This window comes from Limnochorda pilosa (genome assembly GCF_001544015.1).
Lineage (GTDB): Bacteria > Bacillota > Limnochordia > Limnochordales > Limnochordaceae > Limnochorda > Limnochorda pilosa.
On sequence record NZ_AP014924.1, the window covers coordinates 1,050,806 to 1,063,961 of the forward strand.

At 65.3% G+C, this 13,156-nt stretch carries 12 protein-coding genes, 1 pseudogene and 1 riboswitch; all 13 genes and pseudogenes read left to right on the forward strand.

Features of this window, described 5'->3' with window-relative positions; genetic code table 11:
* The first annotated feature begins 237 nt into the window (after window positions 1–237).
* The 13 genes and pseudogenes from LIP_RS17580 (at window position 238) to LIP_RS04645 (ending at window position 12,816) form a co-directional block, all read left to right on the forward strand.
* Window positions 238–1,014 (forward strand): class I SAM-dependent methyltransferase, encoded by a 777-nt coding sequence (locus LIP_RS17580; RefSeq protein WP_158509556.1) that lies wholly within the window; start codon window positions 238–240, stop codon window positions 1,012–1,014.
* A 209-nt stretch (window positions 1,015–1,223) separates the two neighbouring features.
* Window positions 1,224–1,862, forward strand: a complete 639-nt coding sequence (locus LIP_RS04610; protein ID WP_068134958.1) for an FMN-binding negative transcriptional regulator — start codon at window positions 1,224–1,226, stop codon at window positions 1,860–1,862.
* 179 nt (window positions 1,863–2,041) lie between these two features.
* Window positions 2,042–2,671, forward strand: a complete 630-nt coding sequence (locus LIP_RS17585) for an O-methyltransferase (RefSeq protein WP_082725863.1) — start codon at window positions 2,042–2,044, stop codon at window positions 2,669–2,671.
* A 78-nt stretch (window positions 2,672–2,749) separates the two neighbouring features.
* Complete coding sequence (locus LIP_RS17590; RefSeq protein WP_082725864.1) at window positions 2,750–3,340, forward strand: O-methyltransferase; 591 nt, start codon at window positions 2,750–2,752, stop codon at window positions 3,338–3,340.
* 76 nt (window positions 3,341–3,416) lie between these two features.
* Window positions 3,417–3,842, forward strand: coding sequence for a GNAT family acetyltransferase (locus tag LIP_RS17595; RefSeq protein WP_082725865.1), 426 nt, complete (start codon window positions 3,417–3,419; stop codon window positions 3,840–3,842).
* 19 nt (window positions 3,843–3,861) lie between these two features.
* Entirely contained in the window at window positions 3,862–4,521 is a 660-nt protein-coding gene (locus LIP_RS04615; protein ID WP_068134960.1) for a cyclase family protein, read from the forward strand.
* A 38-nt stretch (window positions 4,522–4,559) separates the two neighbouring features.
* Complete coding sequence (locus tag LIP_RS04620) at window positions 4,560–5,180, forward strand: arsinothricin resistance N-acetyltransferase ArsN1 family B (RefSeq protein ID WP_068134966.1); 621 nt, start codon at window positions 4,560–4,562, stop codon at window positions 5,178–5,180.
* An 82-nt stretch (window positions 5,181–5,262) separates the two neighbouring features.
* Window positions 5,263–5,504 (forward strand): annotated as a pseudogene (locus LIP_RS20420) (OsmC family protein); the annotation flags it as partial.
* A gap of 329 nt (window positions 5,505–5,833) precedes the next feature.
* Window positions 5,834–6,700, forward strand: coding sequence for an SDH family Clp fold serine proteinase (locus tag LIP_RS04625; RefSeq protein ID WP_082725866.1), 867 nt, complete (start codon window positions 5,834–5,836; stop codon window positions 6,698–6,700).
* 427 nt (window positions 6,701–7,127) lie between these two features.
* Window positions 7,128–8,561, forward strand: a complete 1,434-nt coding sequence (locus tag LIP_RS04630) for an FTR1 family iron permease (protein ID WP_158509557.1) — start codon at window positions 7,128–7,130, stop codon at window positions 8,559–8,561.
* Window positions 8,562–8,642: 81 nt separating this feature from the next.
* Window positions 8,643–8,754: riboswitch (TPP riboswitch) on the forward strand.
* Between the two features lie 56 nt (window positions 8,755–8,810).
* On the forward strand, window positions 8,811–9,860 hold the full coding sequence (locus LIP_RS04635; RefSeq protein WP_068134972.1) for a thiamine ABC transporter substrate-binding protein: 1,050 nt from the start codon (window positions 8,811–8,813) through the stop codon (window positions 9,858–9,860).
* Between the two features lie 38 nt (window positions 9,861–9,898).
* Complete coding sequence (locus LIP_RS04640) at window positions 9,899–11,602, forward strand: ABC transporter permease (protein WP_231699387.1); 1,704 nt, start codon at window positions 9,899–9,901, stop codon at window positions 11,600–11,602.
* Window positions 11,599–12,816: an ABC transporter ATP-binding protein gene (locus LIP_RS04645; RefSeq protein WP_082725868.1), complete on the forward strand. Its 1,218-nt coding sequence runs from the start codon at window positions 11,599–11,601 to the stop codon at window positions 12,814–12,816. The genes LIP_RS04640 and LIP_RS04645 overlap by 4 nt, the downstream gene beginning before the upstream one ends.
* The last annotated feature ends 340 nt before the right edge of the window (window positions 12,817–13,156 follow it).

Genomic DNA, 13,156 nt, shown 5'->3' on the forward strand with positions numbered 1-13,156 from the left:
GGACTTGCCATGCCGATGGGGTCCAAGAGGCGATTGATCCAACCAGGCGATAGACCCCGTGGACCATACAGCCACAGCGCCGGTCACAACTCGAGCAACAACCGCAGAGACGACCCCAACAAGAACCAAGGCGACGAGCCCAGGCTTGATCGGCTGGGATGGGCGCTGCCTTCTCGTCACTACAGGTCGGACCGAAGAGAGCAACGGGCAGGCGTATCAGTCTTAAGGAGTTCAGAGATGCGTCCGATGAACTTCTTTCGATACAATAGTGAAGCGGCACGCTATGCCCGGTTTCGACCCTACTTTCACCCGATGGTGGTGGAGCGTGTTCGAAAGCGGCTAGAACTCGACGAGCCGCTGGAGCATGCCTTGGATGTAGGGTGTGGGACCGGACAATCTGCTGTGGCCTTGAAGCCGATCGCACGATCCATCACAGGCGTCGATAGCTCGCGTTCCATGCTTGAGGAGGCGCTGTCCGACGAGTGCGTTCGGTACGTGGAAGCTCCGGCGGAGGACCTTCCATTTCGCGACGAGTCATATGAGCTGGTTACGGTCTCCTTGGCCCTCCACTGGTTCGAGCGTGCCAAATTCTTGTTCGAGGCAGCCCGGGTTCTCAAGAACAACGGCTGGCTAGTGATCTACGACAACTGGTTCAGCGGCGTGATGAGAGAGAACCCAAAGTTCCTGGGGTGGGTGAAAGAGGTTTACCTTCACCGGTATCCAGCTCCGCCACGCGACTCCCGTCCGATTGACGCCGAGGAGGCGGGTAAGTACGGCTTCCGACTTCTGGAGGACGAGAGGTACGAAAATGAGGTTGCATTCACAGTAGAGGAATTGGCGGCTTATCTCAGCACTCAAACGAATGTGGTTGGTGCCGTGGAGGCAGGCTCGGAGGCGCTGGAGTCCGTGCTCGACTGGTTGATGGATCAACTTCGGCCGATGTTTCCGAGAGCTTCGGCCACGTTTGTGTTTCGGGGACGGATATGGTACTTGCAGAAATCTGGATCATCGTAGCCGACTGACGGAGTCAACGCCTGACAAGCGTATTCACTGGACGCGCAGAAGACTGGGTGCCCGGGTCGCGGCCCGGTGTCGCGCCGCCAGTACGCCGGGCCGCTGGATGGCCAAGGACATGAGCGAGGTTAGGGATTGACCGCCACCGCGCAGCCGCGAGGGCGTTGGCTGTATGAACGTCATTGGAAAGGCGTGGAGGTTTGACGGACATGTACGTTCCCAAGCGTTTTGCCGAGACACGGCTGGAGGCCTTACAGGAACTCATTGGCTCATGTCCCTTCGGGACGTTGATTACGATGACGACACAAGGGCTCGAGGCAAACCACATTCCTTTTGTACTGAAGGCCGACCCTGGTCCATACGGGGCTTTGCAAGGTCATGTTGCGCAAGCGAATTCTCAGTGGAAGGACTTCGACCCTGACGTGGAAGCCCTAGTCGTATTTCAAGGTCCGCAGGCGTACATTTCGCCTTCATGGTATCCGACAATACAAGAGACCGGCAAGGTCGTCCCGACCTGGAACTACATGGTCGTTCACGCGTATGGCAAGCTCCGGGTCATACAGGATCAGGATTGGCTCCAGAGACACGTCGAAGAGCTGACAGATCAACAGGAACGGAGACGCGAGGAGCCGTGGCACGTCTCTGACGCACCACCCGAGTTCACGACGAAGTTGATGCATGCCATCGTTGGAGTTGAGATCCACGTGTCACGGCTCGTGGGCAAGTGGAAGCTTGGTCAGAATCGGTCGATCGAGGATCAGATGGGCCTGATGAAGGGCTTGAGTATGGAAGATGACGCGGATGCGCTGTCCATGGCTCGGTATTTGAGAGAGCACGAGCGGGGTTGAGTAGCTAACGACGCATCGGCAGCCAACAGGCGCATCCGCGGACGCACGTCGATGGCGAGGTGCTTCGGGCCGTGAGCCGCAAGGGGCGCCGCTGATACGTGGATGCCTTACGCGGGGACGGGCGTGCTTCACGCTCCGATCCAACACAGGCCGTTGGGCCGAGGAAGGTGTAATCTCTGATGAACGATCACGAGATCGAACAGACTCCAGCGGTGCTGGAAGCCATCCTTCATGACACCCGGCGGATCGGGTTTACAAGGGGTTCCGAGCCACAGACCGGCACACTGCTGAGGACCTTGGCGGCGTCAAAGCCCGGCGGGCGTTTCCTGAAACTCGGCACCGGCACCGGCCTGGGTACGGCATGGCTGCTCTCAGGCATGGATGCCACTGCCCGGCTCGACTCTGTCGACAACGATCCGACGGTGGTAGAAGTGGCTCGCCGCCACTTGGGACATGATCCACGCGTGAGGTTTCATATCGCTGACGGCGGGGATTCTCTCGCCCAACTTCCGCCATCACAATTCGACTTCATGTACGCTGATACGTGGCCTGGTGAGTTCACACACCTGGATCTTGCTCTTTCGCTGCTCCGGGTCGGGGGCATTTACTTCGTCGACGACCTCTTTCCACAACCTTCTTGGCCGGAAGGGCCTGCGCCCAAGGTTGGGGCTTTGATCTCTGAACTTGTGAAGAGGCGGGATTTCATCGCCACCAAACTTGCATGGGCATCAGGTCTCATGATTCTCGCTAGAGTCAACGCGCCTAACACAGACATGCAGCGAATGCGGCATACGACGCGGCGCCGCTGATGCCCGATGTTTGCTGTTCGCTGCTTTCGTCGTGTCAGCCACTGCGTTCACTAGGACCGAGGAGATGGAGGGACGGGCATGTTCGCAGATATGCCAGAGGATGTACGTCGACGGATGGCCTACCTTGAGGAGATAGATGCCCGAGACCGCGATGACGGGACACCGCGGCTGGAACGTCTCCGCCAGGTTCCACCAGAGACGGGACAATTCATCGCGCTGCTATCATTGACCGCTCCAGCTGGGCGGCACATCGAGATCGGTACGAGTGCTGGATACTCGACGCTTTGGCTGGCTCTGGCATGTCGTCGACTGGGTCGCCGGATCACGACTTACGAGATACTCCCTGAGAAGGTCCGCTTAGCAAAGGAGACCTTCGAGAGAACAGGGCTCAGCGATGTCATTGAGTTGGTCGAAGGCGATGCGAGAGACCATATTCATGGTGTCTCTGGAATATCGTTCTGCTTCTTGGATGCGGAGAAGGAGGTCTATAAGGACTGCTATGATCTCGTTGTCCCTAGAATGGTTTCTGGTGGCCTTCTGGTTGCCGACAACGCGATCAACCACCGAGACGCCCTGCAAGCCATGATTGAGGAAGCACTGGCCGACCCAAGGGTGGACGCCATGGTTGTCCCCGTGGGCAAAGGAGAGTTGGTCTGTCGGAAGAGATGAGTCTGGCCGTTGACGTGTGTATATGCCGGCAATCGGCGCCGCTGATAGGATGCTGGGCTGATGGAGGTGTTCCTCGGTGGAGATTCGCCCGTTTGAACCCACGGATGAAGCTGCTGTGATCGCTCTCTGGGAGCGTTGCGAACTGACCCGGCCGTGGAATGATCCCAGGAAAGATATCCGGCGCAAGCTCCACGTGTGCGCTGAACTCTTCCTGGTTGGAGAACGAGATGGGAAGATCATCGCCACTGTAATGGTCGGTTATGAGGGACATCGCGGTTGGATCAACTACCTGGCTGTCGCGCCAGAACACCAGCGTCAAGGGTTCGGACGGATGATGATGGAGGAAGCGGAGCGCCTGCTAGAAAGAGAGCGGTGCCCTAAGGTCAACCTTCAAGTCCGGGCCGAAAACCAAGCGGCAATTGAGTTTTACCAAAGGCTCGGGTATTCCGTCGACAGGGTCATCAGTATGGGAAAGCGACTCGAAAATGACCACGTCAGGTGACCGTTGTCTGAGAGCACCCATGAAGAGGTTCGTCGATCTCAGTCATACCGTGGAGCATGGGATGGTCACCTACCCGGGACTCCCGGCTCCGCTCATCTGCGACTTCCTCAGCCGGGAAGAGTCGAAGACGCACTATGCCGAGGGGACGACCTTCCACATAGGAAAGATCGAGATGGTCGCCAATACGGGCACGTATCTGGACTCGCCCTTTCACCGGTACGAGGACGGGCGGGACCTGGCCGACCTGGATCTCGGGACGCTCGCAGACCTGGAGGGAGTGCTCTTCCGAGCCGACCCTCCGAAGCGGGCCATTGGTCCCGAGTTCTTCTCGGAAGCGGATGTTCGAGGCAAGGCCGTCCTGGTCCATACGGGCTGGGCCAGGCATTGGGGGTCGGAGCGGTACTTCGACGGTCACCCCTTTCTCACGGCGGAGGCCGCGGAGTGGCTGAAGGCCTCCGGTACCACCCTGGTGGGGATCGACTCGCTGAACATCGATGACACGTCGGGTGGGGAGCGCCCCGTGCATTCGATCCTGCTGGGTGCCGACATACCCATCGTCGAACACATGTGCAACCTGGAGAGCCTGCCGGACGCGAGGTTCAGGTTTCACGCGGTCCCGGTCAAGGTGCGTCGTTTCGGCACGTTTCCGGTGCGCGCCTATGCCATCGTTGAGGGCTGACCGGCGCTACCCCAGAGGCGAATAGAGAGGGTGGGCCCATGGCAGTAGAGATCCGGCTCGCTACCGCCCGCGACGCCCGAGCCGTCGCCGACATCTACGGACCGATCGTAGCCTCTACGCCGATCTCCTTCGAGATCGAGCCACCGGACGAGCGGGAGATGCAGCGGCGAATCGAGCAGACGTTGCAGGTCTATCCGTGGATCGTCTGTGAACATGACGGTCGCATCATCGGCTACGCGTATGCCACGCAGCACCGGGCGCGTTCCGCGTATCAGTGGTCCGTCGACACGTCGGTCTACGTGCACTCGGACTTTCACCGCTGCGGCGTCGGCCGCGGGCTCTACACGTCCCTCTTCCAAATCCTCATCGCTCAGGGGTACTTCAACGCCTACGCGGGTATCACTCTGCCGAATCCGGGTAGCGTCGGTCTGCACGAATCGGTCGGATTCCGGCCCGTTGGCGTGTACCGAAGGGTCGGCTACAAGCTGGGCGCGTGGCATGACGTCGGCTGGTGGCACGCGGCGTTGCAGCCATCGGACTCCAGTCCTCGCCCGCCAGTGGTCCTCTCCAGGGTCCAGGACGACCCATCCTGGGATGCCCTGGTGAGGGCGGGGAAGTCGTGCATCCGCGGGGCCTTCCTGAAGCGCAGCGTGCCCTGACACGGCCTCCAGCCGAATCTTCGGCGAGCTGGCGTTGTTGACGTGGCGGGCGAGCTCGACGACACGATTGCGGGGTGGAGCGATGGGTAGCGGTCGAGAGAACTCCTACGAGGTTCGCGTCGAATGGACCGGCAACCTGGGGCAAGGCACCACCGGGTATCGCGCCTATTCACGAGGTCACGAGATATCGGCCGCCGGTAAACCTGTCATCCCCGGTCGGCGGACCCAGCCTTTCGCGGAGACCCGGCCCGCTACAACCCCGAAGACCTCCTGGTCGCCGCGCTCTCGGCCTGCCACATGCTATGGTATCTGCACCTGGGCGCGTGACGACGCCGTCCTCGACGGAATACGGAGCTCCAGCGATCCCGTCATCCGCACGCGGGCAGCGGACGCGGTGGAGAAAGCCTCACGCCAGCGCCCCGAGCTTGCTGCAGCCCCACAAGACGACGTTGCTCCGTGAGATCGGCGCTCGACCAACAGGAAGTGCGGTGGCACCTGGCGCAGATGCTTCCAAGGCTTCGATCGACACCTGACCCCCGGTCTCAGGAGGCCCGTACGGTTCCTGCGAACACGCCCCCATGCCCTCAGGCGGCCCGGCCGAATAGGGATGCCACGCGGCAGGACGAACCCTATCGTAAGAGGGGGATTCCACGGTGAGTGTCGGCGTCCTGGACCTGTTCTGGCTCTTCCTGATCCTCTCGTCGCTCTCGCCCATGCTTCGCCAGCGGAGCATCGAGGCCCAGCGGACCCGTATGATCCGCCGCCTGGAGAGCATACGCAAGAGCCGGGTCATCACCTTGATCCACCGCCAGGAGTCGGTGGCCTTCCTGGGCATCCCACTGGCTCGCTACATCGACATTCAGGACTCGGAGCAGATCCTGCGGGCCATCAAGCTGACGCCGCCGGAGATGCCGATCGACCTCATCCTCCACACCCCGGGCGGGTTGGTGCTGGCCACGGAGCAGATCGCCCACGCGCTCATCAACCGGCCGGGCCGGGTGACCGTCTTCGTGCCTCACTACGCCATGTCCGGTGGCACGCTCCTGGCCCTGGCGGCCGACGAGGTGGTCATGGACCCCAACGCCGTGCTTGGGCCCGTGGATCCCCAGATCGGCAACTACGCCGCCGCGGACATCCTCAAGGTGATGGAGATGAAGCCCGTGGAGGAGGTGGAGGACCAGACGCTCATCCTCGCTCAGGTGGCCCGCAAGGCGCTGAGGCAGGTGCGCGACCTGGTGATCCGTCTCACCACGGCCAACGGCATGCCCGCCGATCAGGCCGAGCGGATCGCCGACGCCCTGAGCAGTGGCCAGTGGACCCACGACTACCCCATCGGCCTGGAGGAAGCGCGAGAGCTGGGGCTGCCCGTGAGCCACGCCATGCCGCCCGACGTGTACGAGCTGATGGATCTCTTCCCACAGCCCGGAGGAAGGCGGCCGACCGTGCAGTACATTCCGCTCCCCTACGGCGAACCGCCTCGACTCCCGCAACGCAACGGCGGCGGACGCCCCAAGGTGTGACGAAGATCACATCCACGAGAACGAACGAGCTTGTTGACATCCGGTGGGCACCATGTCTAAAATGCCACTGAGAGATCTTATCAGAAGGCGAGAGCGACTCTGATAGGAACCTCTCACAAGGAAGACGGAGTCCCAACAAGGTCGCGCTCCGCGTGGAGATGGCGCTTTTTTTGGGACCGAATCCTGAGTGGCGTGGTAGGAATTGAGAGCTAGCCGGTTGCCGCGAAGCCGGGGAACTCAGCGCCTTCGTCGCCTGCCGCCAAGGCTATCGCCATCATAGGACCTGACGATCTGAGGAGGATCCCACATGGCATCTTCGGGCCGCACGAACCTTGTTAGGGCCACGCTGGCGCTGCTGGCGATCCTGAGTCTTGCCGCCCTCGCGGGTGGCCCCGCCGCTGGGGCCGAAGATCCGCGGGCTTCGCTGATGGCAGGAGTGGACCGGGCCCTCCAGGCGGCCGAGGCCGGGCGGATCGAGGAAGCAGCCGCCAGGTACGACACCTTCCACGAGGTGTGGGAAGAGGTTGAGGACGGGCTCCATACGTCCAATCGCCACGGGTATGAGGCGATCGAAGCGGCCATTCGGGAGGTCCGGGTCCAACTCGCGGTGCAGCCGCCGCGATTCGATGCCCTCACCGATGCCCTGCTGAAACTGAAGACCGAGGTGGCCGAGTACGTTCCGGCAGGCACGGGCGCAGCGCAAGCGGGAAACGACCCGGCGGGCTCCACGGGCTCCCCCGCCTCAGACGAGGGCGGGCTCGGACGACTGGCAGTGCTTCTAGATCAGGCGGCGCGCGAGATCGACCAGGGCAAGGCCGGCGAGGCGCGGGAGCGGGTGGAAGCCTTCGTTGCCGCCTGGCCCGGGGTGGAGGGCGAGGTCCGCTCCCGCTCGCCTCGGGCGTACGAAGCCATCGAGCGCAATATGGCCCAGGTGATGGGCGCGCTGGCGTCGACGCCTCCGGACCTGGAGCGGGCGGGCAGCCTGGTGGCGGCGATGGAGCAGGAGCTTGCCCCGATCGTAGCCCAGGCAGGCTCGTCGTACACCGCCTTCGATGCCGGCGTCGTCCTGCTGCGGGAGGGCCTGGAGGTGCTCCTTGTACTGCTCGCGCTGCTGGCCTTCCTGCAGCGGACCGGGCACGCGAAAGATCGTGTCTGGGTCTGGGGCGGAACCGCTGCAGGCGTGGCGGTGGCCGTGGGTCTGGGAGTCGCGCTCCGGAGCTTGCTCCAGGCGACCATGGCGGGGTGGGGCACCGAGATGGTGGAGGGCACGGCAGGGCTCGTTGCCGCGGGCCTCATGCTCACCGTGGGTGCCTGGCTCCACGACAAGGCGAACCTGGCCCAGTGGAACGCGTACATCCAGAGCCAGGTGGGGCAGGCCCTGGCGCGGGGGAGCCTGATCTCCCTGGCCCTCATCGCCTTCCTGGCCGTGTTGCGGGAAGGGGCCGAGACCGTGGTCTTCTACATGGGCATGGCCGCGTCCATCGCGACCTCCCAGCTGGTGCTGGGGATCGCGGGCGCCTCCCTCCTCCTGGTGGCCGCAGGCGTGGCAGCCCTCCGGTTCGGCGCCCGCCTCCCGGTGCGCCCGCTCTTCCTGGTGGCCACCGTGCTCATCTACTACCTTGCTTTCAAGTTCACGGGACAGGCCATCCACGGGTTGCAGATCGCCCAGGAGCTTCCCGCGACCGCTCCCGGCTACCTTCCTTCCATCAGCTTCCTGGGGATTCACCCCACCTGGGAAGGCGTCGCGGCTCAACTCGTCATGCTGGCCCTCATCGTTCTGAGCTGGATGCGGACCACGTGGCGGGCGGCGGTCAAGCAAGCCAGGGTGCGAGCGGGGCTGGAGCCGGCGCATCGGAGCTGACAGCGGGCATCGTTGCCTCACAATGAAAAGGTACTTGAGCGTGCTCCTTGTCACGCTCTGGCGCCTCTGCTACAATGTAGGCGGCAATCAACGGGGAGCTCACACGAGTGGGCTGAGAGGATGGGTACTGTCCCATCGACCCTTCGAACCTGCTCCGGGTAATGCCGGCGTAGGGAAAGACAGGCGGCGTTGCCGCCTGCGCCTCTCGCTGCCCCTCGCCTCCCCCAAGGAGGCGTTTTTCGCGTGCGTATGCACCTCCGTCCCGCCCGGCTGGGGACTGCGCTCCTGGTCCTGGCCCTCCTCCTGGCCCTCGCACCGGCCGCCTGGACCCAGGGAAAGCCCCAGGTCATCGTCTACACCTACGACAGCTTCGCCTCGTGGGGTCCCGGCAAGTTCATCGAGGAACGGTTCGAGGCCCAGTACGACGCCGACCTGGTCCTGGTAGCCCCGGGTGACAGCGCCGAGATGCTCTCCCGCCTCATCCAGGAGCAGGAGGCAGGGGTCCGCCGGGCCGACGTCTTCATCGGCCTGGCAGACAGCGATCTGCCCCGGGCCCTTTCCCGGAACCTCTTCGAGCCCTACGACCCTGCCCGGATCCCGAACCTGGCCGGGGTGCCCGACGATCTCATGACCGATCCATCGGGGCACGTCCTCCCCTTCGACCACGGCTACGTGACGCTCGTGTACAACAAGGAGAAGCTCGCCCCGGATCAGGTGCCCACCAGCTTCGAGCAGCTGGCGGATCCCCGCTTCCGCCGATCGCTCATCGCCATCGACCCCCGTACCTCCTCCCCCGGGCATGCCTTCCTCCTCTGGACCATCGCCCGCTATGGGGACCCGGGCTACCTGGAGTACTGGGAGCGGCTGCTCCCGAACCTGCTCACCATCGCAGGCGGATGGAGCGAAGCCTACGACATGTTCCTGAATGGCGAGGCGCCGATGGTGGTCTCGTACTCCACCGACACGGCGTACAGCGTCCTGGAGGAGGGGACGGACCGGCAGCAAGTGCTCCTCCTGGACGGAGAAGGGTATCGCCAGGTGGAGGGCATGGGGGTGGTGCGGGGCACCGCTCAACCTGAGCTGGCCCACGCCGTGCTCAACCTGGTCCTTTCACCCGAGGTACAGAGCCGGATCCCTACCACCAACTGGATGTTCCCGGTGAGCACGGCGGCGGAGCCTGATGAGACCTGGAGCCGCCATGCGGTCCAGCCGCCGCACCCGGTCTCCATCGCTCCTGAGGAGATCCAGGCGAACAACGCGCGCTGGCTTCGGGAGTGGGCCCGGGTCGTGAGCCGATGAGACCCTGGAGCGGCCTGGCTCGGGAGGGGCCCGGCTTGGTGCCGGGCCCTCTGCCCGGCCGGGCGGCGGGGCGGGGATGGGGGCATGGCGGGGGCGACCTCGCCCTGGCCGCGCTCCCGCTGGCCTTCCTGCTGATCGTCTTCGCCTACCCCCTCTCCCTGGTCTTCGTGGAGGCCTTCACCGATCGGGGGCCGTATAGGGGCGTCGCCTTCACCCTCCAGCACGTGGCCGGGGTGCTATCGGACCCCTACGTGCACCGGCTCCTCGCCTTCACCGCCCGCCAGGCGCTCCTCTCGGCCCTGATGAGCCTGGCCATCGGGTTACCGGTGGCGTACCTCTTCGTCCGGTACGACTTTCCCGGGAAATCTGCGCTTCGATCGGTGGTCCTGGTGCCCTTCGTGCTGCCGGCGGTCACGGTGGCGCTAGGATTCATCCTGGTCTTCGGCAACAACGGGGTGCTGAACCGCACGCTAGAAGCGCTCTTCGGCTTCCGGATCCCCGTTCTCTACAGCCTGCAGGGGATCGTGCTGGCCCACGCGTTCTACAACGCGCCCCTGGTGGTGCGCACCGTGCACGCCACGTGGGAGTCCGTGGATCCCTCGTATCAAGAAAGCGCCCGGGCGCTGGGGGCGGGGCGGCTCCGAGCCTTCGCCACGGTTACGCTGCCCATGATCGCTCCCGGAGTGGTTACCGGCACGCTGCTGGCTTTCGTCTTCTCCTTCATGAGCTTTGCCATCGTCCTCGCCCTTGGCGGCGCCCGCCTGGCCACCCTGGAGGTGGAGATCTTCACCCAGGTGCGGGTGCTGCTGGACTACGCCACGGGCGCGGCGCTGGCCCTGGTGGAGACCGTGCTTTCCCTCCTCCTCACCTACCTGTACCTTCGGGCCGAGGCGAGCCTGCGCACCCGCTGGCTGCCTGTGCGACGCCAGCCCACGGTGCCGCTCCGCCTCTCCTGGCGCCACGCGCCCCTCCTGGTGCTGGGGGCGCTGGCCGCGGCCTTCTTCGCGTCCCCGCTCGTGGCCGTGCTCTGGGATGCGCTCACCCACGGCGCCGGCGGCAGGTTCACCTTGCGATGGTTCCGGGCGGTCCTTGCCCCAGACTACGAGGCTCTGGCGGGCGACAGCCCGCTCCGCGCCGTATGGAACAGCCTCCGCTTCGGGGTCGCGACGGTGGGGCTTGCCGTGCCTCTGGGGCTCCTGGCCAGCCTCTTCCTCCGGGGCTCCCGAGCTGGTAGACGCTGGCGCGAGCTCTTCGAGGTCATGGCCGTGGCGCCCCTGGGCGTCTCGGGCGTCGCCCTGGGGTTCGGGCTGCTGCGCGCCACGCTACGGCCACCCCTCGCAGGCGCGGGCGCAGCGTGGGCCATCGTGGCGGTGCACGCTCTGCTCGCGCTGCCCTTCGTCATCCGCACGATCCGCCCTGCCCTGGACGCGCTCCATCCCTCGCTGGCCGAATCGGCCCGCTCGCTGGGGGCCTCCCGCTGGCGGGCCCTGCGGGAGGTGGAGCTGCCGCTGGTGGGCCGCTCGCTCCTGCTGGGAGCGGCCCTGGCCTTCTCCATCAGCTTCTCGGAAATGACGGCCACCATCGTGCTGGCACCGCCCGGGCTCTCCACCATGCCGCTCACCGTCTACCATCTGCTGGCGGCCCGGAGCTTCGGCGGCGCCTCGGCCATGGCGGTGCTCTTGATCCTGGTGACAGGGACGAGCTTCGTGCTCCTGGAACGGTTCGGAGGTGGGCGGCGGTGAGCGGGCTCGAGCTACGGGGCCTGTCGAAGCGCTTCGGATCGACGGTGGCCGTGGAAGACCTTCACCTGACGGCCGCGCCCGGCGAGCTCGTGGCGCTTCTGGGGCCCTCGGGGTGCGGCAAGACCACCACCCTGCGGATGGTGGCGGGCTTCGAGCGCCCCGACGCGGGCCGGGTCCTGCTGGACGGCCGGGACGTGACGGAACTACCCCCCGAGCGCCGGGGCGTGGGGATCGTCTTTCAGAACTACGCCCTCTTCCCCCACATGACCGTTGCCCAGAACATCGGGTACGGGCTGGCCGTACGGAGCATCGGAGCCCGAGAGCGCCGCCGCCGGGCCGAGGAGCTCCTGGCCCTGATGGGGCTCGAGGGCCTCGCGGGCCGCCGCCCCGAAGCCCTCTCGGCCGGGCAGCAGCAGCGGGTGGCCCTGGCCCGGGCTCTGGCGCCGGAGCCCCGGCTCCTGCTGCTGGATGAACCTCTGTCGGCCCTGGACGCGCCCGTGCGTCGCCACCTCCGGGCCGAGATCCGCCGGGTGCAGCAAGAACTCGGCATCACCACGCTCTACGTGACCCACGACCAGGAGGAGGCGCTGGCCACGGCAGACCGCATCGCGGTCCTCCAGGCCGGGCGGCCAGAGCAAGTGGGGAGCCCCGAGGAGGTCTACCTGCGCCCCCGCTCTCCCTTCGTGGCCGCGTTCATCGGCAACGGAAACGTCTGGGAGACGACGGTGGAGGGGGAGGCGGGCGGCGGCCTGGTGGCCGTGAGGGTGGGGGACCAGCGGTGGCTCGTGCCCTGTCTGGAGCGAGCTCATGCGAAGCGATCCGATGAGGACGCTTCGATGACCTCGGCCGCTCCCGGCCCTGGTTCGACGGTCCACGTGGTGGTGCGTCCGGAGCGGCTCCGGCTGCAAGCCGGTGCTGAGGCCGCACCCGCAGACAACCGAGCGGGGGTGAACTGGGTGGAAGGCCGCCTCCGGGACGTGGAGTACCTGGGCCATGCGGCCATGGTCCGGGCCGAGCTCGCTGGCCTGGAGGCGCGGGCCCTGGTGCCGGGCGAGCGGGCAGGGGAGCTCCGTCACCGCCGCGGCGAGGACGTTGTCTTCACCTTTGCGGCGGATGCGGCGTGGTTGGTGTGGAACGGCGGAGAGCGAGTCCTTCCGCCGGACGGCCTTCTCTCCGTACCGGCCAAGCCGCCTCTCCGAGAGCGCAGATCGTGATCTCACGTGCTATAATCGACACCGGAAAGAGGGGACGTCGCGCCGATGGCACCTCCTTGGGATCACCGCCAGCCTGACGGCGTGCACGGCCTTCTTACGGCCACAGTGCACCGCGACCGGTACGTCCGACCTTCTTTCGTGCACGTCTTCGTGCACAACCGGTCGCGGGCATCGTGTGAACGGGGTCCGGCATCCTGGAACCTGCACCACGCCCAGGCAGAGGGCCAGGAGCGTGTCCAGGGCCAGGTGGCGCTCCTCCACCGGCTCCACGTGGACCGGCCGGTTCGCCACCCACCGGAGGTCGAAGGCGGAGCCCAGTTGGAGCCGGAGCCCGTGCATG